Below are 24,429 nucleotides of genomic sequence, written 5' to 3'. Positions count from 1 at the left end.
TGCCATTCCGGCACGAATGAGGACCTTTTTGCCGTCATGCTGTCGAACCCTGACCAGCCTTCAAAACCGAAGTGAGACTTCCTTCCCCTTTTCATTTCGTGCTCCAAAAACGGCAGGAAACCGGGGCTGAATGGCGAAAATTTAATGTGATGAAATACAATCCGGACGGTGGCCCATACGGTAACTTTGATGCTTTTACTGACCCTGTTATTTAAAGGAGTGAGGCAAAATGCAAACGACCGAATTTGCGAAAATCTGGTCCAGAATGGCTAAGGATTATAAGGTTCATATGGAGCAGCAGCTGGCTCCATCACTAACGGAAGCTCAACTTACGGTGCTGGAGGTTTTGAACGAATACGGCCGTATGAAACCGTCTCAACTAATCCCATATCTCGCCACCACACCAGCCGCGGTTACGATGCTGCTGGATCGGATGGAGCGGAATCGACTGGTCACCCGTTTCAGAGACGTAAAGGACCGTAGAATTGTATGGATTGTTATCTCGGATCAAGGGAGAGAAGAAGTAGAGCGTGGATTGCGAATCCGGGATGATTTTCTGGGTTCTGCACTAAACCGAATTTCTCAGCACAATCAAAATTTGCTGGTTTATTTGTTGGGGAAAATTACAACGAAGGCGAAAACTTCAGTAATGACAAGTGAGGCTGAGGGAGTAAAGGAACCAATAGAGCGAGCAGAATAACTAGAATGGCGGCTACATGAAAAGTAGCTGTACGCAGCAGATTATCATTTTAAGGTAAGTAGGAGTGCGCGGATGTAAATACCTATCGTGGTATTCATACCGCGCTTTTTTGTGTTGAAGTATAGGTGATATTTGGGTGAATGTTGACATTTACATAAGAGATGATAAAATAATAGTTATGAATAAATAACATTTCGTATGCAAATAGTTTCTAGTATATGTATATGGATTGTCAATTGGATATTAGAAAGAAGGATGGTTCCAGTGAGTGATAGAGAGGAAGACAGACTTGAGGTGTACCGGATTATTCAATCGGTAAGGGAGGTTAACAAAACGATATTTTATTCCTTCTGGAATGAGGAGCAGCATTTGGATCTGACGGCCATTCAGCATATGGCTTTGGCAATTCTGAATAAACGCCCCAACATCGGATTATCCGAGCTGGCAGACATAGCGCATGTGGGAAGCAGCTCTATGAGTGGGGTAGTTGACCGCTTGACCAAGGCGGGATATATTGCTCGCGGACGGCATGAGCATGACCGTAGATCCTTAGTGCTGACGCTTACGCCAGAAGGAAAAGATATCATGCAAAAAGTAGACGCCATGTGGATGGAGCGCGTCTTGCCCATTCTGGACATCCCGAAGGAGCAGCTAGAGATGGTCCTGGATATCCATAAACAAATGATCATGAAATTAACACCGAAGGGAATGAATCAACTTGAGCAGTCCTCAAATGACACTACCAGGTAATGTACGCAGAGCACCCATTGTGGCCGCTCTGTTGATTGGCGCGATTGTAGCGATATTAAATCAGACGTTGATCAGTGTGGCTTTACCGAAAATGATGAGTGATTTGAATATAGATGCCAATATAGCTCAGTGGCTTAGTACGGGCTTTATGCTCGTGAATGGGGTATTGATCCCGGTGACCGCGTTCTTGATTGCCCGTTTCTCCACTCGTAAATTGTTTATTAGCGCGATGACTATTTTTTCAATAGGCACGCTGTTATGTGCTGTAGCTCCAAGCTTCAGCATATTGCTGATCGGTCGGCTTATTCAGGCCGCGGGAGCAGGTATCATGATGCCCTTAATGATGGTGGTTATCTTGAACATCTACCCAATAGAGCGTCGTGGCCGGGCGATGGGAACCTTGGGGATTGCGATGGGTTTTGCTCCAGCCATTGGGCCAACCTTATCCGGTTATATAGTACAGCATTATGACTGGCGGGTTTTGTTCTGGATCATCCTGCCGATTTCAGTGATTTCGATTGTGATCGGATTTATTTTTCTGAAAAATGTAACGGAGCAGTCCAAGCCAAAGCTGGACATTCCCGGCATCATTTTGTCTACGCTCGGTTTCGGTGGAATATTATACGGCTTTAGTGATGCAGGAACATCGGGTTGGGGAAGTATTCCGGTCCTGTCTACGCTTATCGTTGGGACTATTGCGCTTATTTTGTTTATTGTTCGCCAACTGAAGGCAGATGAGCCTATGCTGGAGTTCCGTATCTTTAAATACGATGTGTACAGCTTGACGACAATCATTAACGTGATTGTGACGATGGCTTTGTACGCCGGTATGATATTGCTTCCGATTTATTTGCAAAATATTCGGGGGTTTACACCGCTCCAGTCCGGTATGCTAATGTTACCGGGAGCGATTCTGATGGGGCTCATGTCTCCTGTAACGGGGGCTATTTTTGACCGAATCGGAGCACGCTGGTTGTCTGTAATTGGCTTGCTGATCATGGCTATAACGACTTGGGAATTTACACGGTTGACCGAAACAACCACCTATATGACACTGTTAATTAATTATACGGTGCGGATGTTCGGGATGTCGTTGCTGATGATGCCGATCCAAACAGCCGGGTTGAATCAGCTTCCGCAACGATTGAATGCACATGGTACGGCGATGAGTAACACGCTGCGTATGATTTCTGGCTCGATTGGGACGGCAATTCTGGTGACAGTGATGTCAACACAGAGCAGCAACCGTTTGACATCGATTGTTACATCTGAGGGACTAACCGTGACAGATAAAGCGGGGATGCTGGCTGCAGGCAACCAAGCTACAATTTATGGGATTAACTCGGCTTTTATCATTGCAACAGTGTTGAGTGTGGCCGCTCTGATTTTAGCGTTTTTCATCAAAAATACGAATGCACAAAACGCCCATCCCCGTCAACAGCTGGTAAACAGCAAGAAGGGGCAGTCCGTGGCTTCCTCGTCATAAAAGGATGAGATGACGCATTAATTTAATTTTCTGCAAAAAAAAGAACCTGCAATGCATGTTTGTTTACATGCGTTGCAGGTTTTTTGTGCAAATGGGGTTGAAGATGTTGATATCCAGATAGGGCAGGGCTTTCCGGTTCAAATTTCAGACGTAATCATGTTCTCATAAAGCGACCGGGGCCATTCATTCCATGGAAATTGGACTGGAGGTAACGAGTGAAATCTCATATCGTCCTTGCTAACCGGATGCGGTGCTCCAGCGAGTAAGGACCAGAGCGCGAGCTGTTGACCGGGCCGGCTCAGATTACCGCCATATTTTTGGTCACCGTAGAGGGGACAGCCGATCGCCTGCATTTGCACACGGATTTGGTGCGAGCGTCCGGTGTGCAACTTAATCTGCACGAGACTGAGTCCATCTGCTTGTCCGATCACGCGGTACTCCAAAATGGCTTCCTTCGCACCAGCCGTGCCAGGCCGAACCGCTTGAACCGTGTTGGTACGGCTATCCTTTAGCAGATAATGGGTTAGACGGCCCTGTGAGGCCGTAGGAACGCCATTCAGAACTGCTGTATACAGTTTGTGAAAATGACGACTTCGAACCGACTCTGACAGGCGAGAAGCAGCTTTGGACGTCTTAGCAAAAATCATGGCTCCACCTACTGGCCGATCCAGTCTGTGAACTAAACCCAAAAAAACGTTACCAGGCTTATTGTGTCTAATTTTTAGATCTTCCTTGAGTAAAGACAACAGATCAGGATCACCACTGGCATCCTCTTGCGTTGGAACATTGACAGGCTTTACAACCGCCAAAACATGATTGTCCTCATAGAGGACAGGAATATTCGGCTGTGCATGCTCATGCCGGGTAAGTTCATTTTGAGTCATAAGAGGAATTTAAGCCTCCCAGCGTCCGAGAATACCACAAGGCAAATTCAATCCCGAGCGTGTGATCGGCAATCCAATTTCACCAGCGCTAATTTGGCCGCCGTACTTTTGTTGCATGGTCATGCTCAGCATGTTGCGCAATACAGTAGGCGAAATACCTGTAGTATAAGAGTTAATCAGCATGAACAGCGGTTGATCTGAAATAATGCTCATGCAGGATTCGAGAAACGGGTATAAGCTTTCTTCAAGCTTCCAAGTTTCTCCGTTTGGTCCGCGTCCGTAAGAAGGAGGGTCCATAATAATGGCATCATAACGGTTGCCCCGACGTTGTTCTCGTTGCACGAACTTGAATACGTCGTCCGTAATGAAGCGTACCGGACGGTCAGCCAGACCGGACAATTGAACGTTTTCCTTTGCCCACTGCACCATGCCTTTGGCGGCATCCACGTGAACTACACTAGCTCCAGCATACGCAGCAGCAGTCGTGGCTCCTCCCGTGTATGCAAACAGGTTCAGTACGGAAATTGGTCTGCCTGCGCCTTTGATTTTATCCATCATCCAGCTCCAGTTCGCTGCTTGCTCTGGAAAAAGACCGGTATGCTTGAAGCTGGTCGGTTTAATGTGGAATTTAAGCGGTCCATAGCTAATTGTCCAGCGCTCGGGGATAGGTTTTTTCATATCCCAGTTGCCACCACCGGAGGAACTACGGTGGTAATGTCCATGAACATTACGCCATTCGGCTGTTTCCTGGGCCAAAGGCCATATGATTTGCGGATCGGGACGACGCAGGACAATATCACCCCAACGTTCCAGTTTTTCACCACCGCCTGTATCCATTACTTCATAGTCTTTCCATTCTTGTGCTACATACATGTACAATCCATCCTTCAGCAGTCAATTCAGGATTCAGGCAGCAAGCTGCACAGAAATCCCCATATGGAGTCTATTGTACAACAAACCTCAGCAACAATCGAATGATTACATAAATAAGTAAGTAGTCAAATGGTCCAAAATATTTTTTCTAGGATGTACTTGTAATTATAGCGCTTCCATATTAAAATGAAATCAATCCCACTTGTACGTACAACCATCCGTTTTTTATCATAATAATGAAAGACGGAATGGATTGTACGTACATAATATTTTTTATCAACACAGCTGAAGTTCCACTTAATTAAACACAAACTGCCTAAACTGCCTGTAGCCAGCGTTTTGTGGTAGACGAAGCCTTCGTTCGAAGCTTCTGCCGAAGCGTGGATTCATGTTGGCGGAGCGCATTATAAGGTAATGACCTATGTTGTAACTAATAATTTGTTTATCCATAGAGTTTATCTGCCAACAGCCGCATGTAATGCGGCTGTTTTGCGTATATTTCCATAAGATTAAACCTAGTTTTTGAAATTAACATTTGACAATGAGAATCATTATCAAATATTATTTGAGTAACAGGGAGTGAAAACATCCCATATTTCAAATAAAGGTGAGGGATGAACTTGGGTAAAATCATGATTGCTTATGCCAGTTTGACAGGTAATACAGAGGAAATCGCGGAATTGATCGCCGAGGGCGTCCGTCAGGCAGGGCACGAGGCGGAGTTGAAGGCTTCGTATGATTGCAGCGCGCAAGAACTGCTCGCATATGACGGGTTCCTACTGGGTGTATATACATGGGGAGATGGTGAGCTTCCTGATGAATTTTTGGATTTTTACGAGGAACTAGACGAGCTTGATTTGTCTGGTAAAAAGACCGCAGTATTTGGCAGTGGAGATACATCTTATACGCAATTCTGTGGCGCAGTGGACTTGGTAGAGGAAAAAGTCAAAGAACGCGGCGCATCGGTCATTCAGGAGAGTCTGAAGATTGAATTTAATCCATTGGATGATGATAAGGAGAATTGCCGAGCTTACGGAAGACAATTTGCACAGGCGGGTATTGGGGTGTCCTGAGAAGAGAGTGAGGGATAGGTATGCGCAATAGCGATGGCTTAAGCGCCTTTCCTCTTCTGCACGACTATCAGCTTGAGGAGATGTGGAGAACTCCACAGCCAATTCGTCAATCACAGAGGAAAAGAGGGCGTGAGGGTTGGAATTGGCGGCAACGGGTTCAATATGCAATAGGGCATGCGCTGAACGAATACTTTGGAATGGAAGTAGAGGTGCGACGGGAAGTCCCTGTCCAGTATGTGCTGGAGAAATGGTGGCCCAAGCAGTCAGACAGCTTTGAATCTTTGTTCCATTATTGGGATGTCAAAAATAAAGTGTCAGGTGAGTTGTCAAAAATTTGTGGCTTAAATAATGACTTGCTGGTACCTGTAATGCTGTATGAACAATTTTGTACGTCTGTGCCTGAGTTAGAGGTCAATATTTCGCTTATTGTTCAGGCTGCTTGGCAACTATCAGCAGAAGCAGATTCCCTGCTCATTCAAAAGTACATCGTTGACTATAACCCTAACGTTATTAGTACGTTCCAACATATGACAAATGTATTTTGTTATTATGCATTTGGAGCTCTTCCTCAGCTTATTGAGGTATATTGTCTGCTAGAAGGCAAGAAGGTCCGTTTCATTCCGGGACCTTCTTCTTTACAGCAATCTCTGGATTACGTGCTGCTATTACGGGATTCCAAAGAGGATGTACATGGGACGACAGAACGCTGCCGTTGCGGGGGTTGCATGGAAAAGCAAGCTTCTCAAGGGAATAGAATGAATAGGAACACGAAGGAAGGGCAGGGGGCGAAAAACTGCAAACAACGGTCAGCTGTACCTACGCCTTTCTCATAACGTTACTGTGTAACCCTTTAATTGTAAACTATCCCTTTTCGTGAAAGAGCCTTGGAAACAAGGCTCTTTTTTATGAAAAAAAATTATGAAAAAACTGAAAATTTATGTTGCCTGAATAGATAAATATATCTATAATATTTCAATGTACAATAGTTATATGAAAATATTTAAATATAAAAAGACGGTTTGTGGATCATGGATCAGATTGTCCTATGTACATAAAGTTAGTCCTGTCTTTTGCATGGAATGTTGCCATGTGTTTATTTACGTTCTCTATTTGGTTTAATGGCCTAATATTTCAATTTTAAAATATTAGCGTTGAATAATAAAATTTTTTGGACAACAGGGGTGGAAGAAGTGAGTAAGAAAACTGTATTGCCAATCCTCATTGTACTGCTCATTCTGAGCGGTGGAGCTATTGGCTACTATTATTGGTATCAAGCAACACACTTTGTTAAAAGTGACGATGCGCGCATTCAAGCCGATCAATATAAGGTAATGCCGCAAATCTCCGGAGAAATTAGCCACATTGATGTGGAAGAAGGAGATGTTGTTCAGCGTAACGAACCGATTGCCGAGCAGGATGTATCGGGGCTGGATGCGAGTATGATCAGCAAGTCCGTACTGCGCGCGCCGATCAACGGAACCGTTATTAAGATTTATTCGAAAGAGCATGAAATCGGATCGCCGGGTAGTGCTGTTGCAACTATGGTGGATATGAACAGCTTGTACGTATCCACGAACATTGAAGAAACCGATATTAACCGTATTAAACCAGGACAGCTTGTTGATATTACGCTTGATGCAGCAGGTGACCAGGTGATTCAGGGTAAAGTTCGTAAAGTGGGCGAAGCCTCCAACGCCGTGTTCTCACTCGTTCCTGCAGTGAACACAAGTGGTAACTTTAACAAGGTGACTCAGCGTGTGCCTGTAGAGATTGCTGTGAACAAGCCGAAGGATATGAAGCTTATCCCTGGAACGAACGTGGAAGTAAAAATTCATACACCTTAAAAAGGAGGGGTCCATGTGGCTGCCAATGATATTGCTGCTGCTCCTTCGACAGATTCTTCCAAAGAACGCTGGCTTGCCTTTTTCGCTATCGTTTTAGGCGCCTTTGTCGCCATTCTGAACAACAGTCTGATCAATGTCGCCATTCCTAGATTGACGACGGATTTAGGATCTACGACGACACGTATTCAGTGGGTTATTACAGGTTACACGCTTGCATCTGGTGTAATTGTACCGATTACCGGATATATGGAGCAGCGCCTCGGATACAAAAAGTTTTTGATTCTTGCGCTCAGCGTGTTTTCGCTGGGAACGGGAATATGTATTTTTGCATGGAGTGATTCTTCCCTGATCGCAGCACGGGTGCTGGCTGGTCTGGGCGGTGGTGTTATTATGCCGCTGAGTATGACGATTATTTACAAAATTATGCCGCGTGAACAAATCGGTATGTCCCTTGGTATATGGGGGATCGCCGCAATGGCAGCGCCGGCTGTAGGGCCTACGCTCAGCGGATATTTAATTGAGTGGTTTAACTGGCGGTTCTTGTTTATTGTCAGTGTGCCAGTTGCTTTATTTGCAATTTTAATGGTTATTCTTCTAATCAAAGAACCGCCTAAAGTAGAGCCGAAGCCGTTTGATCTACCGGGCTTTTTGCTGGCCGCAACTTGTGCCGGAACACTTTTGTACGCACTGACAAACGGACAGCGTGATGGCTGGACTTCTTTTGGAATTGTATCCTTGCTGTTTGTTGCTTTCTGGGCACTTGTTTTTCTGATCTATGTAGAAAGCGGCAAGGATAATGCGGTAATTGAAATCTCATTATTCAAGAATTCAAAATATACGATTAGTGTCATTGCTTCCAGTCTGGTCATGATGGGGATGTACGGAGGAACGTTCCTAACACCGTTGTTTTTGCAAAATATCCAGCGTGTGTCACCGATTGATACCGGTATTATCCTCATTCCACAGGCCATTGCCATGGCGGCTATGATGCCTATTGCCGGGAAGCTGTTCGATAAGTTCGGCATTGTGCCTTTGGGACTTGTGGGCCTGACGCTAACCAGCTTTATGACCTATCATCTTCACCAGCTTACGCCAGATACTTCGCATGCCTGGTTGGAAACCGTAATGGCATTACGGGGTCTGGGAATTGGTATTTGCATGATGCCATTGTCCACGGTCGGCATGAATGCCGTTCATCCTAGCAAGGTAGCCAATGCGTCTACAGCGTCCAATCTGGTACGTACTGTGGCTGCATCTATGGCGATTGCGGTGCTAACCGCCATTATGCAAAGCCGTTCGGCTGCTCATGCCCAGCAAATTTCGGAGTCCATTACACCAGACTCGGCTCATACGCTACAAGCGACATTGGGCAGCTCATGGATGTCATCCATAAGTAGTTTAATCACACTGGATGCTACATCAAGAGGAATTGGGGATACGTTCCTCATTTCATCCATACCGCTGTTTTGCACGATTCCACTAATCTTTTTGTTTATTCAGAGGAAGAAAGCAAAGACACAGCCGGAAGCATAACCAAAGAACTATAAAATACGACTGGATGGCTTACATTATTTCCACGGACAGAAAGAAAGGGAATTATCATGAAAATATTGAGAGTAGAAAGTACATTAGCGGCTTTAGTGCTCGGCGGCGCAGTGCTGGCAGGCTGCTCCAGTAATAGCGGGGCGGCTCAGGATATGGTCGTTCCGGTTAAAATCAGCCAAGCACAGCAGGGAATTATCGGACAGGGAAATATTTATACAGGAACCGTAACACCTTCGGAGACGGTGAACATCGTGCCTAAAGTGGGCGGCAAAGTGGTTGAACTGCCTGTGGATATTGGCACCGAGGTTAAAAAGGGTCAAGTACTGTTCAAGCTTGATGATAAGGACATGCGGAATAATGTTGCGAAAGCCCGCGCCGCAGCAGCTGCGGCAGCAGCCGGAGTAAGCACCGCTCAAGCATCCCACGAATCTACGATGGTTCAAGCAAACTCGGGCTTAGTGCAGTCCAAGAGCGGCGTGATTCAATCCCAAAGCGCAATCAATCAGGCACAGGGGGCTATTAATCAAGCCACTACAGCCGTAGAACAAGCAACACATGGTGTCTCCTCAGCAGCCAATACGGTGAAACAAACGCAGCAAGCTTTGGCAGATGCACAGAAAAATGTAACACGTACACAAAGTCTATTTGATGCAGGTGCGAGTACCCAAGCACAATTAGAACAAGCCAAAACAGCAGTTGTGAATGCGGAAGCGGCTTACAATAATGCACAAAATGCTCAGGCTAATGCGCAAGATCAGTTGGTAGCTGCGCAGAAGGCCCTAACTACAGCTCGCAACAGCTATGATTCAGCAAAAAATAGCTATAGTAATGCCAATAGCGGTTACAGTAATGCGCAAAATCAGCTCAAAGTATCTCAAAATACTGCGGTTATCGAGTCCAGCCAACAATCTTTTAAGCAGGCTCAGCTGAATGTGAACATTGCTCAGGATGCATTGGATGACACCGTTGTTACATCACCGATCAATGGTATTGTGGGTACGAAAAATGCAGAAGTGGGCGAAATGGTATCCGCTCAGTCTCCTGCACTGGTCATCGCTAATCTGAGTACAGTCAATACTTTGATCTATGTTCCAGCGGAACAGATCAACAATGTAAAAGCAGGTGACAAGGTACAGGTTCGTGTTGCAGCTTCCAACATTGTAACAACAGGTACAGTTAAAAATGTAAGCCCGTTGGATGCAAGTGGAAAAGGCTATCCTGTAAAAATCTCAGTAGCGAATCCAGACACGAAACTGAAATCCGGTATGTTGGCTGATATCAGCTTTGTCGCTGCCAATGCACAAGAAGGCATTGTGGTTCCTACTGCGGCAGTTCAAAAGGATCAAGGAAAAGAATATGTATATGTTGTAAACGGAGACCATGCGAAACGTAAGGAAGTGAAGACTGTTCAGACGGCAGGTTCCCAAACACTCGTTACCAGTGGTTTGAGCAATGAGGAGAATGTGATCGTGAATAATCTGGCATTGCTGTCCGATAACTCACCGATTACAATTAGCCAATAATTTGGCTCTAAACTCACGTACTATATAATAGTAGAAGTTTATTGTGAATATGCAAGACAGCCTGCTTAGCGGGCTGTCTTGTTTTTATTTCATTGAGCACATTTTACATAGGATTGATGTCGAAGCGGGACTATTTTTGACGAACATTGGTAGAATAGGATAGACTAAATTGGAAATAGATAGTTTACGAGATCTCAGACAAGCGATCGGAGGAATTGTAAGATGGAAGTGAAATTGGTAGTGGATTATGAAGCTTATGAGAATGGCCAAACGATGGCTAAATCTATTGAGGAACTGGCAGCCAAGCCGGAGAGCGCGCAAATTACTGATCTCATCATTGGAGATTGGGGCGGCGCCTATGAAAGTTCACCAGAGGATTTTATCCCAGTGTTAGTGAAGCTCAAAGATCAATTCCCTAAGATACGCAAACTGTTTATTGGTGATATGGAATATGATGAGTGTGAGGTTTCATGGATTAACCAGACGAATCTGTCCCCGTTGTTAGAAGCGTTTCCAGCATTGGAGTCCTTTCATATCAAAGGAAGCCAGGACCTGAGCTTGGAGCCGCTTCGTCATAGCGATCTCCAGGAATTGGTTATTATCTGTGGTGGCCTGCCTGCGAGGGTTCTTCAGCAAATACGTAATGCCGAACTGCCTGAACTGCGCAAGCTGGAACTGTATTTGGGTGTCGAGGACTATGGTTTTGACGGTAACCTCAATGATATTTTGCCGTTCTTGGACAGCAATCCTTTTCCCAAACTTACATACTTGGGACTCAAAGATAGTGAAATACAGGATGAAATTGCAATTGCAGCAGCTAATGCCCCTGTGATTGGACAGCTGGAAGTGCTGGATCTCTCACAAGGTACGTTGTCTGATAAAGGTGCAGAAGCGCTGCTGGCTAGTGAAAGTATAAAAGGGCTGAAGCATCTGGATTTGAGCTATCATTATATGTCTAGTGAAATGATGCAACGTTGGAAAAGCTCGGGTCTATCTGTGAACGTGGAAGATCAACAAGAAGCGGATGAGGAAGATGATTGGCGCTATCCATCACTGACTGAGTAATTTGTTAAATGGATTTCTAAAACGGACTGTTTTCAAAATTAAAATGATCTAAAGTGAGGCGGCTCTATGGTTAGGATGTCAGACTGTAATGTCAGCGAGCCGTTTATCTTGTTCGGTAATCCGGGGAATCGTCGAACTACCGGGCTGCAGGAGGCGCGAAGCAGATTAAAGCTTCCGCCCGCTCTGGAGGTTTCCTATAAGAATGTGCTGGAAGCTATTCGGCAGAAACAAGGTCTGAGCGAGCTGATGTTGCGAATAGCTGCACGAGCTACGCAGGATAGCGTGAATGGCAGTTCTTTTGTGCAAGAGAGCATTGATCAGTTACTGGCGGGGCAGATGGACAGTGGTCCGCTGCTTCGTCTGGATGCACCGGGCGAAAACTTTGAGGTAGAGCGTGAGTTGATTGCTCTGGGCGCCTCGGATGTTGAGGGAGACGATTCTCTGTTGCCATGGCCCGAATGGACACAAGGCACAGGTATAGCGGCGGCAGAAGCGCGACGTCTGCAGGAGCAGCACGGTCGTATTTGGCACCCGGCACAATGGTTCCGGGGCTATTGCCGTCTGCTGGCCTGGCTGCGGGATGAAGTGGCTCTGCTCTGGCCCTCGTCACACTGGATGAATGATCCGGCGGAAGTGGCCGTGATGTTCGACAAACGGCGTTGTAGCGCCGATTTAGGCAAGGCAGACATAAGGGTCCCGCCAGTACTTGCATCTTCAGGTGGTGCATTTCGTGATGTTGATGATCTGCACACGGCAATGAAGGAGAGCGGGTTTCACCGCGTATTTGTGAAAATATTTTGTGGGTCCGGTGCTTCTGGTGTCATGGCCTATCAGGTACATCCCCATACACACGCGGAACTGGCGGTGACCACGATTGGAACGGAAATCATACACGGACAGCGCGTGTATTATAATGCCGGACGATTGCGTCGTTATACGAATAAGCAGGACATTCATGCTATCCTTAACTGGCTATGCCTGGAAGGGGTACATGTGGAGCGCTGGATTCCCAAAGCGACCCTGAACGGGCGTGTTTATGATGTGCGTCAACTCGTGTGCGGATCAGAAGCTTGCCATGCGGTTTTGCGTTTGAGCCACAGCCCCATTACCAATTTGCATTTGCGTAATGAGCGGCTCTCGCTGAAGGAAGCCGGATTACCACAGAGTACGGTGGAATCGGTCCAGCTTACTGCGAAAGCTGCTATGAGTGTTTTTCCAGCCTCTATGGTTGCTGGACTGGATGTGCTGGTTCCGGCTCATGGGGGTCGTCCCTATGTGTTGGATGTTAATCCGTTCGGTGATTTGCTGTACCGGGTTGAACATCAGGGTTGGAATCCGTATGAATGGGAAATGCAGCACCTCGCTAATAGGAGCGTGGTTAGGGAAAGGAAAGACAGATATGACTGATATGAACCAAATTGTCGGCTCTCATGATATTGTCATGATTACGCTGGATACCCTGCGTTATGATGTAGCAAAGCTGGAGGAAGAGAACTGTCCGAATTTGTGTGACTCCGGGTCGTGGGAAAAGCGCCATACACCGGGTAGCTTTACCTATGCTGCACATCATGCTTTTTTTGGCGGATTTTTGCCGACTCCAGCGAATACGGATAAGACTTCACATATCCGTCTGTTTCACACAAAGGATACGGGGCTGCGTACGCATCCACATACCTGGCTGTTCGATGCCCCGGATATTGTGTCCGGGCTAGAGGGTGAAGGTTATCGGACCATCTGTATCGGCGGCGTTATTTTTTTCACGAAGAAAAATAAGCTTGCGAAGGTGCTGCCTGGATATTTTCAAGAAAGCTACTGGCGTATGAACTTTGGCGTTACCAACCCTCGTTCGACGGAGAATCAGGTGAATCATGCTCTGAAACTGTTGGGGAATACAGACCCGTCGCAGCGCTTGTTTTTGTTTCTGAATGTATCAGCGATTCATGGGCCTAATCATTATTTTGTGAAGGGCTCTGCTAAAGATTCAGTGGAGTCTCAACGGGCAGCCTTACGGTATGTGGATGGTGAACTTGGACGTTTGTTTGATGCCTTACGAAATCGGGGTAAAACGTTTTGTATGGTTTTTTCCGATCATGGTACAGCTTATGGGGAAGACGGCTATGAAGGACATCGTCTGGCGCATGAGGTAGTCTGGAATGTGCCTTACCGCGAATTTATATTATAGAGCAAATAGAAATATAGATTGCACTGGTAAAATATCAAGAAATCAATCCAGCGCGAGGGAGGAGCAGAAATGAAAGCCATGAATCTGAATCACTCGCATCCAACGGGTGCGGCAGCCTCGGAGATAGATACAAACTTAACACCGTCTAGGTTTCAGTGGCCTGAAACTCCTGTTGAATGGGCACGCACGATCCGTGAAGCTCCCTATCGCTCCTATCTGTACTCTTACCCACATAAAACGGCCTATCGTCCGTTTGATACACCGCTCTCATTGCAGGAGTTGTGGGAGAAGGAGGAGTTAGAAAGCTATTTTTTGTATATGCATATTCCATTTTGCGCGGCTCGCTGTGGATTTTGTAATCTCTTCACTTTGCCGGACAAGCGTCTGGATGTACATAAGGAGTATGTGGATGCGCTAGAAAGACAAGCCAAGCAATGGGCACCAATTATGGGCCGTCGGCCTTTTTCGCGTTTTGCGATCGGCGGCGGTACACCGACCTTACTGGAGGCTCCTTTGGTGGAGCGTTTGTTTGACATTGCGGAAAATATAATGGGACTGGACCCTAAACGAGCTTCTATTTCGGTGGAAACCTCGCCTGATACTGTGACTGAGGATAGGTTGGAGGTGCTCAAGCGCCGCGGGACAGATCGTGTCAGCATGGGAATTCAGAGCTTTGTGGAATCAGAAAGTGCCGCCATATACCGACCTCAGAAGCCAAAACTTGTTAGAGAAGCACTTGAGCGGCTGGTGGAATACAACTTTCCTTTGCTGAACGTGGATCTGATCTATGGCCTGCCTGGTCAAACGGTGGGAACCTGGCTGTATTCTTTAGAGGAAGCACTGTCTTACTCGCCAGGAGAGATTTTTCTTTACCCGTTATATATTCGAGAAAATACGATTTTAAAGCCAGGCTACACCGGGCTGGATCATGATATTCGCCTTACTTTGTATGAAGTGGCGCGTGAACGGCTCAAACAGGCAGGATATGTACAATATTCCATGCGCCGTTTTGCTAAAAATGATGGTATATCCAGCAAAGAGCTTTTGCCCTACAGTTGTCAGGAGGAAGGTATGGCCGGTCTGGGGTGTGGTGCACGCTCCTATACACGCAATGTCCACTATGCTAGCCGTTATGGTGTTAGTGCAGCAGCTACGCGTAGTATTATCGCAGATTATGTTGCTGCGGAACGTCATGATCTGGCTGACTACGGCTTTATTTTAAATGTGGATGAGAGTAAACGACGCTTTATCTTAAAGGCGCTTCTTCATCGGGAAGGTTTGGAGCTATCGGCCTATGCAGAGCGCTTCGGTGTATCCCTGTCGGACGATTTTACAGGAATGTCGTTGCTGCTGGAATCTGGTATGGCTGTCGTCGAGGAGGGTACGCTGCGACTTACAGAAGAAGGAATGGCCTATTCCGATGCGATTGGGGACTGGATGATCTCCACGTCAGTGCGTGAGCGCATGGAAGGATATGTAGGCGCATGAGAGCGACCTTATATTATCGTGGTTCGTTGACCTCTTGCAACTATGCTTGTCCTTACTGCCCGTTCAGTAAAAACGTTGATAGTCGGGAAACGTTGAACAAGGATCGGGCCCAGTTGGAACGTTTTGCTGATTGGGTACGGGAACAGGGCGCTTTGGGGCATCGTCTCTCTATTTTTTTTAATCCGTATGGAGAAGCCTTAATTCATTCCTGGTATCGCAAGACCATGATTGAGTTTTCCCACATGGCGCATGTGGAAAAAGTGGCGGTACAGACGAATCTATCGACTAAGCTGGATTGGACGCAAGAACTGAACCCGGAGACTGCTGCGCTGTGGGCTACATATCACCCTGGAGAGACGAAAGAGCAAGTTTTTATATCGCAGGCTATAAAGCTATATGAACTTGGTATTTCCTATAGTGTCGGTACCGTCGGGTTAAGACAGGCATTTCCGGCTATTCGTTCCTTGCGATCGCAACTTCCAAGGGATGTTTATTTGTGGATCAACGCCTACAAGGATCGTCCACATTATTATACAGATGCTGAGGTTGCTGAATTAACTGCGATAGACCCCTATTTTCAATGGAATTTAAAGGATTATAGCAGTCAGGGGCGGGGATGTCGCGCCGGTGAAGATGTATTTTATGTCCAGGGTGACGGAAGAGTAAAACACTGCTATCAGGATCGACGGGTGCTTGGACACTTATACAGGGATGGTCTTGAGGGTCTGAGTGGCAAACGTCCGTGCCGAATGAAAGAATGCGGCTGCTATATAGGCTATATTCATATGGAAGAGCAGCCGTTTCGGGAAATGTACGGTAGTGGCTTACTCGAAAGGGTACCGCGGGTACAGGTAGCTCCAGTTCCATCATTTGGCAGACAGGCTATTCATAGAGCAAATGAATCCATATAGCAAGGGACGTCCACGTCTATATGTAATACTATAGCACCTTGATCTACTAGAGAAACGAGCAACAAAAAAGAACCGACCCTTGCCCTCAAGCAAAGGTCGGTTCTTCTGTTTTATAATAAGTTTGTGCAACGATCTTATGCGAAATAATCAAGTTTGGACAATAGCAGTAATTTCTTCATCCAGATCCAATCTGATTTGTTCGCGATAGGCACGAATATTGTATTCGGAATATAGGTATCTCAGAATTGCTTCAATCATATTGGCTTCCACCAGATATTGACTGCGGCCCTGTACATGGACTTCTGCTGAATAACCTGTATCCTCTTCCCAGCTTAATTCTACTGTCACATCAGTGGGCTGGACACCTTTGCGTTCAGCCATATGCAAGCAAATAGCGTTGACAATCTCATCCATACTCAAAATCATAGCTTAGTAACGTCCTCCGCGGGAATCATCTGGTCTGCGACGATTTTTAATAGCACGGTAGATACCTACTCCAGCCATGATCAGGACATAAATGGCGAGAACGTTAACGGCAAGGCCAAGCAAGCTGCCTAATGCGCCCATGTTACCGAACAATCCACCGAAGAGCATACCTGCCAAACCGCCCAGCATCATACCTTTCAGGAATCCGCCGCCACCGCCAAGGAATCCACCAGTTCTGCTTGTATTACCGGCAGTTGCCCCTGACTTGGTTCCGCTATCTGACTTATTGATGCCATTGCTGTCATTCGCCTTGCTTGGTGTAGATTGGTACGATTTAGGCCCGGATTTAAACCCGCCGCCTCGCCTTGCATCAGCTGTAGATGGTGCGATCATAGCAATGAATAGGGTAAAAGCCATCATCAGCATCATCATATTTTTCAAAGTGAATGTTTTTTTCATGTAAATATAATCCCCCTTAGTAAATTGTTTTATAGGTCAAACAACCGCTTACTAGTAATACGAATGGCATGGAAAAGGGTTTCAAAGAATTTTAATTATTAAATAATTAAATAATTAAATAATTAAATAATTAAATAATAACGTTCCTTAAATCCTATGCATGGATTAGCAAAAGCATTCAGCTTTGCGGCTTAAGTGAAAACGGATTAGTGTCCGCACTGACATCACCGGCAAGCAGCATGTGCAGAACCATTTGGCACCATTCCAGACCTGCTTTAGCATTCAAAAGCCCTTTTTGTACTAAAATATAGTCACCAAAGCTCTTACTGCCAAAATGTAAATTCTCTGCGGGAATGTTGTTCAGAATATCCTCTAGATGCTGGATTTTCTGAATAAAATGACGTTTGCGTTCCTCCAGCATACGATTGGCACTACTTTTGTCTGTCAACCAAAGACAGAACAGTCGAAGACTTAATTCATCCCGTGTAACCGGAGCAGCTAACGCTTCCTGGGACCATTGCTGAAGCATATGGATTCCCTTGTCGGTAATGGTATACATTTTCTTATCAGGCTTGTCGGACTGCTGAATCCAACGGGAGGCTAGTAGTTCCTTGCCCTCCATACGGGCCAGTAGCGGATAGATCTGACTGTGCTTGGCCTGCCAAAAAGGCTGGATACGCAACATCAGATCATAGCCGGAGGATTCCTCTCTTGCGAGAAGCCCCAACAGACCATACGATAGTAAATTCATAGATCTTATCTCCTTCATCCATCATAGTAACGGTTGTAACAGCACTGCGGCAGGTATTCTGCAGCTTCATGAAAAGTGTACACTGAAACTGTATGGTTTGACAACTTTCAGACAGGTCGTTCACAGGTTAGCCAAAATTGGCTCCTGTCATTTTCCACGTATATGCGCTTTTTTTCATAAAAAAAGGTAGTTTAAGCTCGTATGTACGAGCTTAAACTACCTAGTAACTTTCTGCCGAAGCGTATCCTATTTACTGTTCATTCCCGTCAACGACAAGCGTTAACGCTCCTGTATCTGGATGAATAACCATGCCGTGAACGGGGGCATTAGGGGGGAGAAGCGGGTGATTTTTAATAAGCTTCACGGTAGTTTTTACCCCTTCTTCAATGTTGTCAAAACCTTTCAACCATTTATTTAGCTTAATTCCTGAATTTTCTAATGTATTCAGCACTTCCTGAGAAATTCCGCGATCGAGCATTTCATTGACCATGTGGTCTGCATTTAATGCAGCCATGCCGCATTCATAATGGCCCACGACCACTACTTCGTCTGCTCCCAGCTCATACAGGGCGACTAGTACACTGCGCATTACGCTTCCAAAGGGCTGTGAAATAATCGCACCCGCATTTTTGATGATTTTCACATCACCATTACGCAGGTTCATGGCTTTAGGGAGTAACTCTGTTAGCCGTGTATCCATACAGGTGATAATGACCATTTTTTTATTGGGGAACTTGCCCGTTCTATAGGCCTCGTATTCTTTGTTTTCTACGAAAACACGATTGTACTCTAAAATGTCTTTGATGTGATCCACGATTGTTCCCTCCAGATTCTTATAAAGTTTGATATGTACAGCCCAACGTTTATTTCAGGTCTTAGGAGCTGGTCGTACATGTTGTGTGTTGATTATACTTTTTAATATAAGTATCATCAAGTATAGGTATTGTAAAGTTTTAACCATTTTAAGTTAAAGAGGTGACCTCAAATATGGCGCAACAGACGTTGGATCAATTGACGGCTTTAAAGGAGCTTGCACACAAAATTAGTAGTTATGGCGAAGCAGTAGGTCTGCTGCACTGGGATTTACGGACTGGTGCCCCGCGAAAGGGCGTTGACATTCGGTCGGAGACGTTAGGTATGCTGTCCACTGAAATGTTCAAGCTGATGATCTCGGATGAAATGGGACAATTGCTGCAATTTTTTGCCGCAGAAGATAAGCTGAAGCAACTGGAGGACAATGATCGCAGATTGGTGGAGGAATGCCGTAAAAATTATGAACTGAATCGTTCGGTTCCGGCAGACCGATATCGGCAGTATAGCATTCTTGCAGCACAGGCAGAGAGCAAGTGGGAGGACGCAAAGGAACATAGCGATTTTGCCGGATTTGAACCGTACTTGTCTAAAATCGTAGACATGAAGCGTGAGTTTATCGGCTACTGGGGTGTTAAGGATACAGAGTATGACACGCTTTTGGATCAATATGAGCCGGGGATGACGGTTGAAAAGTTGGATGCTGTGTTTGATCGTCTCAAAAAGCGCCTTGTGCCCCTATTGTCTAAAATTCAGGCTTCATCGAACCAGCCGGATAAGAGCTTTTTAGATGGTGTGTTTGATGTGAAGCAGCAGGAGAAGTTCAGCCTGTTCATTTTAGGACAGATGGGGTATGACTTTGACGCAGGTCGTTTGGATGAGAGTGTACATCCTTTCGCAACAGGATTAAATCCAGGTGATGTGCGTATAACAACTCATTATCTGCAAGATGATGTAACCAGCGCTATTTTCAGTTCGTTGCATGAAGGAGGCCATGCGCTGTACGAACAAAATATTGCTCCAGAGCTGGCAGGATCACTACTGTCTGGAGGAACCTCTATGGGGATTCATGAATCCCAGTCGCGCTTGTGGGAAAATAAAATCGGACGCAGTCGTGCTTTTTGGGATCGGTATTACGATGATTTGCAACAGCATTTTCCTGATCGTTTGGCGAAGGTTACGGCAGAGCAATTCTACCGGGCAGTCAACCGTGTGGAAAATTCACTGATTCGTATTGAAGCGGATGAGCTAACATATAATTTACATATCATTATCCGTTATGAAATTGAAAAAATGCTGTTTAATGAAAAGCTGGATGTGAAGCGTCTCCCCGAGGTGTGGAATGCGAAATATAAGGACTACCTGGGGCTTCTACCACCGAATGACGGACTGGGCGTACTTCAAGACGTTCACTGGTCCGGTGGTGATTTTGGTTATTTTGCTTCCTACTCGCTTGGCAATATGTATGCAGCGCAAATTTTGGCGACATTACGCAAAGAGTTGCCCAATCTGGATGAATTAATTGCTGCTGGGGAACTTGAGCCGATCAAGCAATGGCTGACCGAACGTATTTACCGTTACGGCAAGAGTCGGACGCCATCCGAGTTGATTGTAGCCATTACAGGTGAGGAGCTGAACCCGGATTATCTCGCCGACTATCTGGAAGAGAAATATACCTCCATATACAAGCTGTAATTTAGAAACTATAAAATAATCATATATGCATCTACCCCGCGTTCCTAGGCGAACACGGGTTTTTTTTGTGCGATTAACCATTATAACGACAGTCGCATAACAATATATGAAGTCAACCGATGTAAAAAGGTGGGGAGGGAACAAGGATGAAAAACGGCGCTCGTTTCAAAGCTGTGGTGGCTGCGGCACTACTCGGATTACTGTTGCTCAGTGGGTGCACCCCTAAAGGAGGGGAGCAGACGATTGAGATCAGACTGGGCGAGGTAGCCCGTACGGTCTTTTATGCGCCGCAGTATGTAGCCTTGAGCCAGGGGATGTTCGCTCAGGAGGGACTGGATGTCCAACTCGCAACGATTCCCGGGGGTGACAAGGCGATGACGGCGTTATTGTCCAATCAGGCAGATATCGCGCTCATCGGCGCGGAAACATCTATTTATGTGTATCAGCAAGGAGCAGAGGACCCTATCATTAATTTTGCCCAACTGACACAGAAGGATGGTACCTTTTTATTTGCCCGTCAAACGCAGGATAGCTTTGAATGGGAAAAGCTGAAAGGGCAAAACTTTTTGGGGCAACGCAAGGGCGGAATGCCGCAAATGTCACTTGAATTTACGCTTCGCAAACACGGCATTGATCCTCATAAGGATCTGAAGCTGATTCAAAATATTGATTTTGCTAATGTTGCCTCTGCTTTCGGCTCCGGTACAGGGGATTATGTGCAGCTGTTTGAGCCACAGGCATCTATTTTTGAAAAGGAAGGCCGTGGACGGGTAGTTGCCTCTATCGGTGTGGAGAGCGGCGAGTTGCCGTATACGGTATATATGGCTAAGCAAAGCTACCTGAACACAAATAGCGAGGCTGCACAGAAATTTACAAATGCTGTATATCGGGCACAACAGTGGATTGCTACGCATTCACCTGAACAGATTGCTGAAGCAATCACGCCCTATTTTAAAGATACAGATTTAGCTGTTTTGACGAGTAGTATCAAACGATATAAGGAACAGAGTACCTATGCTTTGAACCCGATGATTGAGGAAAAGGAATGGAAGAACTTACAGGATGTCATGACCTCGGCAGGGGAGCTTAAAAGTCCGGTTGTACTAGATAAGCTAGTGAACCCAAGCTTTGCACAACAAGCGATTTCATCAAACTCTACCGGGAATACTGAACCGCCTGTGAAAAAGAGCACAACTGAATCTACGGATGCAGGTGTCGGTGCTGGAGGTTCGTCATGATGGAGGAACGGAGTGGCCTCACTTCGGACGCGACCATCCCGATGGTGAGAATGGAGAAAGTGACGCATGTCTATGTAACGGATCGTGAAGCTTCGCTGGCGGTTGAGAATATTGATTTTTCTGTAGAGACAGGGGAGTTTGTCAGTTTGGTTGGTCCAAGCGGCTGCGGCAAAACGACGATCCTGTCCATGATCGCGGGGCTACTGCGTCCAGCGGCAGGCCAAGTCATGCTGCAAGGTCAGCCGGTAAGTGGTCCGAGTCCAGAGGTCGGTTACATGCTGCAGCAGGATTATCTGTTCCCGTGGCGGACGATAATGGATAACGCATTGTTGGGTTTGGAGCTAGGCAATAGAGTGGATGAAGCTGCGCGTGAGCGGACACGGCTGTTGCTGGAAGGCATGGGTCTAGGAGGGAAGGAGCATCTGCATCCGTCCCAGCTGTCTGGGGGAATGCGTCAGCGCGTGGCGCTGGTACGGACGCTGGCGACCAATCCGGGGCTGCTGCTACTGGATGAGCCTTTCTCCGCGCTGGATTATCAAACCAAGCTACAGCTGGAAGATCTGATTGCGGAAACCTTGCGCGAGCGGAGAAAGACGGCTATTTTAGTCACACATGATTTGGCCGAGGCCATTGCGGTCAGTGACCGGATTATAGTGATGGGTCGAAATCCTGGTCATGTCCGACGTACCTTCGAGATTCCGGATTGCATCCGAAAAGCTCAGCCTTTTTATGCACGCGAGCAGCCGGGTTTTAATGAGCTTTTTCATGAAATATGGGGTGAACTGGAGGCTTCGGGAGCAAAGGAGTGAGTTAACGTATGAAGGACGAAGCGGATCAGCTTGAGCAACGTTGGATTCAAGGACTACATCAGGCGTATTTACGCAGCAGGCGTTCGCAGCGATGGTTAGTGACAGGTGTACAGACAGCTATTTTACTGCTTTTGTTTGTGCTATGGGAAATTGCAGGCCGTTTGAAGTGGATTGATGTACTGCTGTTCAGCTATCCGAGTAAAATTTTCACCCAGATCGGTAAGGATGCGGTCAGTGGTGAATTATGGGGACATGTAGGTGTCACCGTGGGAGAGACGATGGCGGGGTTTTTACTCGGTACACTGTTAGGTACGTTGCTGGCTGTACTTATTTGGTGGTCACCGTTTTTGTCGAGGGTGCTTGATCCCTATATGGTCGTGTTCAACAGTATGCCTAAGGTGGCGCTAGGTCCAATTTTTATCGTCATGTTTGGGGCGGGATTTACTGCTATCCTAATGACAACCCTCTCCATTACGGTCATTATTACGACACTAGTCGTATACAACAGCTTTCAGGAAGTCGATTCGAATCTGATCAAAGTGGTTCGCACGTTTGGCGGATCACGCCGGGATACGTTTCAAAAGGTGATTTTACCTGCATCCTTTCCTGCAATCGTCTCTACGCTGAAAGTGAATGTCGGTATGGCATGGGTTGGCGTGATAGTTGGTGAATTTCTGGTGGCTAAAAACGGCTTAGGCTATTTGATTATCTATGGTTTTCAGGTGTTCAATTTCACGCTGGTTATGTCCAGTTTGTTGATCATTGCTGTCGTAGCTACACTGATGTATCAGGCGGTCGTGTATGTGGAGCATCGTCTGCTTTCCGGTCGTCCTCATCGGTAATAATAAAATTTCTGAACATTTGTGTAAAACGTGAAAATAAAGTACCATGAAAATGAAATACTTAATATTCATGAAAATGTGGAAACAGATTTCATCTAGAGAGGACAGAATTTTTTCATGGGCTTTCGTACGATTAAAACGGCTATTGCCGCATTAATGGCCGTACTTATTGCGGAGGGTTTTGGCATTCATGGAGCCACCTCAGCAGGGCTTTTAGCGATTTTGGGGGTGGATGTCACACGCAAGAGAAGTCTCCGTACCATTTCGGCGAGATTTTTTGCATCCGTCGTGGGGCTTCTTTTTGCTTGTGTTTTGTTTGTGGTATTCGGATTTCATGATTGGGTACTAGCATTATATATTTTAACGGCGTTTCCAGTCATTGTACGGGTGGGCTTTAAAGAAGGAATCGTCACCGGCTCGGTCGTGGTTTTTCGCGTATTCAGCGGCGGCGTGATTGATATGGAAGTACTGCTGACCCAGCTAGCTCTGCTAGTGATTGGACTGGGTTCCGCGATGATTGTCAACTTAGCCTATATGCCGGGTTCTGATAATACAATGCAACAAATTCGGCAGGAGGTGGATCGGACATTTTCTGTTATATTCAGAAATATGGCCAATACGCTACGTAGTCCAGCATACATATGGGATGGCAAGGAAGTTATTGAAGCGAACAGCGTGATAGCCAAAGGGGTTACGGAGGCAGGGCGTTCCTTGGAAAATCAGATGCTTCGTCCCCAAGAGGGCTGGAATGTGTATTTTTATATGCGAAAAGAACAGCTGGATTCGATCCAAAACATGATGCAGTTGATCGCACAAATGTATCAGCATATGCCGCAGGCCAAGCTGCTGGCCGAGCTGTTCGACCAGCTTAGCAATGACGTTTTGGCTGGACATTATACAGGACAGACTGAGAAGCTGCTGGAGCAGGTTCGTGAAGAATTTAAAGCAATGGAGCTTCCCGCAACCCGGGAGGAATTTGAGATTCGTTCGGCATTATTGCAGCTTACACATGAGCTTCATCAGTATTTGAAAATTGCGAAAAAGGACAAGGCCCCTACTCCAGTGAAAAATTAGA

Annotated in this window: 24 protein-coding genes and 1 pseudogene; 19 read left to right on the top strand and 6 right to left on the bottom strand. The window is 46.2% G+C overall.

Annotated elements, in window-relative coordinates; all coding sequences use genetic code 11:
- Positions 1-229 precede the first annotated feature (229 nt).
- From JOE49_RS20065 to JOE49_RS20055, 3 genes are all read left to right on the top strand, one after another.
- Positions 230-700 (top strand): MarR family winged helix-turn-helix transcriptional regulator, encoded by a 471-nt coding sequence (locus JOE49_RS20065; protein ID WP_013310615.1) that lies wholly within the window; start codon positions 230-232, stop codon positions 698-700.
- 264 nt (positions 701-964) lie between these two features.
- Positions 965-1,450 (top strand): MarR family winged helix-turn-helix transcriptional regulator, encoded by a 486-nt coding sequence (locus JOE49_RS20060; protein WP_023989070.1) that lies wholly within the window; start codon positions 965-967, stop codon positions 1,448-1,450.
- Positions 1,434-2,936: a DHA2 family efflux MFS transporter permease subunit gene (locus JOE49_RS20055; protein ID WP_028540693.1), complete on the top strand. Its 1,503-nt coding sequence runs from the start codon at positions 1,434-1,436 to the stop codon at positions 2,934-2,936. Before JOE49_RS20060 ends, JOE49_RS20055 begins: the two co-directional genes overlap by 17 nt.
- Before the next feature lie 137 nt (positions 2,937-3,073).
- Here JOE49_RS20055 and JOE49_RS20050 read toward each other — a convergent pair whose 3' ends face one another.
- Together JOE49_RS20050 and JOE49_RS20045 are read right to left on the bottom strand one after the other, a co-directional pair.
- The gene (locus JOE49_RS20050; protein ID WP_209942627.1) at positions 3,074-3,820 is read right to left on the bottom strand and encodes an RluA family pseudouridine synthase; all 747 of its coding nucleotides are present in this window, start codon (positions 3,818-3,820) and stop codon (positions 3,074-3,076) included.
- 9 nt (positions 3,821-3,829) lie between these two features.
- Positions 3,830-4,693, bottom strand: coding sequence for a class I SAM-dependent methyltransferase (locus JOE49_RS20045; RefSeq protein ID WP_028540694.1), 864 nt, complete (start codon positions 4,691-4,693; stop codon positions 3,830-3,832).
- A gap of 363 nt (positions 4,694-5,056) precedes the next feature.
- Here JOE49_RS20045 and JOE49_RS26710 point away from each other — a divergent pair.
- From JOE49_RS26710 to JOE49_RS19990, 11 genes and pseudogenes are all read left to right on the top strand, one after another.
- Positions 5,057-5,200: pseudogene (locus JOE49_RS26710) on the top strand (hypothetical protein); the annotation flags it as partial.
- A 107-nt stretch (positions 5,201-5,307) separates the two neighbouring features.
- Positions 5,308-5,766, top strand: coding sequence for a flavodoxin (locus tag JOE49_RS20035; RefSeq protein WP_034095047.1), 459 nt, complete (start codon positions 5,308-5,310; stop codon positions 5,764-5,766).
- A gap of 20 nt (positions 5,767-5,786) precedes the next feature.
- The gene (locus JOE49_RS20030) at positions 5,787-6,599 is read left to right on the top strand and encodes a hypothetical protein (protein ID WP_028540695.1); all 813 of its coding nucleotides are present in this window, start codon (positions 5,787-5,789) and stop codon (positions 6,597-6,599) included.
- Positions 6,600-6,956: 357 nt separating this feature from the next.
- Complete coding sequence (locus tag JOE49_RS20025; protein WP_023989065.1) at positions 6,957-7,610, top strand: HlyD family secretion protein; 654 nt, start codon at positions 6,957-6,959, stop codon at positions 7,608-7,610.
- Between the two features lie 15 nt (positions 7,611-7,625).
- On the top strand, positions 7,626-9,143 hold the full coding sequence (locus tag JOE49_RS20020; protein ID WP_023989064.1) for a DHA2 family efflux MFS transporter permease subunit: 1,518 nt from the start codon (positions 7,626-7,628) through the stop codon (positions 9,141-9,143).
- Positions 9,144-9,211: 68 nt separating this feature from the next.
- Positions 9,212-10,678: an efflux RND transporter periplasmic adaptor subunit gene (locus JOE49_RS20015; protein WP_023989063.1), complete on the top strand. Its 1,467-nt coding sequence runs from the start codon at positions 9,212-9,214 to the stop codon at positions 10,676-10,678.
- A 222-nt stretch (positions 10,679-10,900) separates the two neighbouring features.
- Positions 10,901-11,743 carry an STM4015 family protein gene (locus JOE49_RS20010; protein WP_209942625.1) on the top strand — a complete coding sequence of 281 codons (843 nt, stop codon included), beginning with the start codon at positions 10,901-10,903 and terminating at the stop codon, positions 11,741-11,743.
- A gap of 66 nt (positions 11,744-11,809) precedes the next feature.
- Positions 11,810-13,150 (top strand): STM4014 family protein, encoded by a 1,341-nt coding sequence (locus JOE49_RS20005; RefSeq protein WP_076159241.1) that lies wholly within the window; start codon positions 11,810-11,812, stop codon positions 13,148-13,150.
- Entirely contained in the window at positions 13,143-13,925 is a 783-nt protein-coding gene (locus JOE49_RS20000) for an STM4013/SEN3800 family hydrolase (protein ID WP_209942620.1), read from the top strand. Before JOE49_RS20005 ends, JOE49_RS20000 begins: the two co-directional genes overlap by 8 nt.
- 69 nt (positions 13,926-13,994) lie before the next feature.
- Positions 13,995-15,413, top strand: a complete 1,419-nt coding sequence (locus JOE49_RS19995; protein ID WP_209942618.1) for an STM4012 family radical SAM protein — start codon at positions 13,995-13,997, stop codon at positions 15,411-15,413.
- Entirely contained in the window at positions 15,410-16,324 is a 915-nt protein-coding gene (locus JOE49_RS19990; protein WP_049828346.1) for an STM4011 family radical SAM protein, read from the top strand. The genes JOE49_RS19995 and JOE49_RS19990 overlap by 4 nt, the downstream gene beginning before the upstream one ends.
- Before the next feature lie 147 nt (positions 16,325-16,471).
- Here the strand turns inward: JOE49_RS19990 and JOE49_RS19985 are convergent, their stop codons facing one another.
- From JOE49_RS19985 to JOE49_RS19970, 4 genes are all read right to left on the bottom strand, one after another.
- Positions 16,472-16,750, bottom strand: a complete 279-nt coding sequence (locus tag JOE49_RS19985; protein WP_013310599.1) for a YxcD family protein — start codon at positions 16,748-16,750, stop codon at positions 16,472-16,474.
- A 3-nt stretch (positions 16,751-16,753) separates the two neighbouring features.
- Entirely contained in the window at positions 16,754-17,209 is a 456-nt protein-coding gene (locus tag JOE49_RS19980) for a hypothetical protein (RefSeq protein WP_023989057.1), read from the bottom strand.
- A 178-nt stretch (positions 17,210-17,387) separates the two neighbouring features.
- Positions 17,388-17,960, bottom strand: coding sequence for a PadR family transcriptional regulator (locus JOE49_RS19975; RefSeq protein ID WP_209942616.1), 573 nt, complete (start codon positions 17,958-17,960; stop codon positions 17,388-17,390).
- Positions 17,961-18,210: 250 nt separating this feature from the next.
- Complete coding sequence (locus JOE49_RS19970; protein WP_023989055.1) at positions 18,211-18,774, bottom strand: beta-class carbonic anhydrase; 564 nt, start codon at positions 18,772-18,774, stop codon at positions 18,211-18,213.
- A 173-nt stretch (positions 18,775-18,947) separates the two neighbouring features.
- Between JOE49_RS19970 and JOE49_RS19965 the strand changes: the two genes are divergently transcribed.
- The 5 genes from JOE49_RS19965 (at position 18,948) to JOE49_RS19945 (ending at position 24,428) form a co-directional block, all read left to right on the top strand.
- Positions 18,948-20,465, top strand: coding sequence for a carboxypeptidase M32 (locus JOE49_RS19965; protein WP_209942614.1), 1,518 nt, complete (start codon positions 18,948-18,950; stop codon positions 20,463-20,465).
- A gap of 146 nt (positions 20,466-20,611) precedes the next feature.
- Positions 20,612-21,703: an ABC transporter substrate-binding protein gene (locus JOE49_RS19960; protein ID WP_023989053.1), complete on the top strand. Its 1,092-nt coding sequence runs from the start codon at positions 20,612-20,614 to the stop codon at positions 21,701-21,703.
- Positions 21,700-22,512, top strand: coding sequence for an ABC transporter ATP-binding protein (locus tag JOE49_RS19955; RefSeq protein WP_023989052.1), 813 nt, complete (start codon positions 21,700-21,702; stop codon positions 22,510-22,512). Before JOE49_RS19960 ends, JOE49_RS19955 begins: the two co-directional genes overlap by 4 nt.
- 8 nt (positions 22,513-22,520) lie before the next feature.
- Positions 22,521-23,354 carry an ABC transporter permease gene (locus JOE49_RS19950; protein WP_013310592.1) on the top strand — a complete coding sequence of 278 codons (834 nt, stop codon included), beginning with the start codon at positions 22,521-22,523 and terminating at the stop codon, positions 23,352-23,354.
- Between the two features lie 117 nt (positions 23,355-23,471).
- Complete coding sequence (locus JOE49_RS19945) at positions 23,472-24,428, top strand: aromatic acid exporter family protein (protein ID WP_023989050.1); 957 nt, start codon at positions 23,472-23,474, stop codon at positions 24,426-24,428.
- Position 24,429: the final 1 nt, after the last annotated feature.

Origin of the sequence: Paenibacillus sp. PvR133 (genome assembly GCF_017833155.1) — a bacterium.
GTDB lineage: Bacteria > Bacillota > Bacilli > Paenibacillales > Paenibacillaceae > Paenibacillus > Paenibacillus polymyxa_B.
The sequence above is the reverse complement of the archived record's forward strand: the minus strand, read 5'-3'. Positions and strand labels throughout refer to the sequence as shown.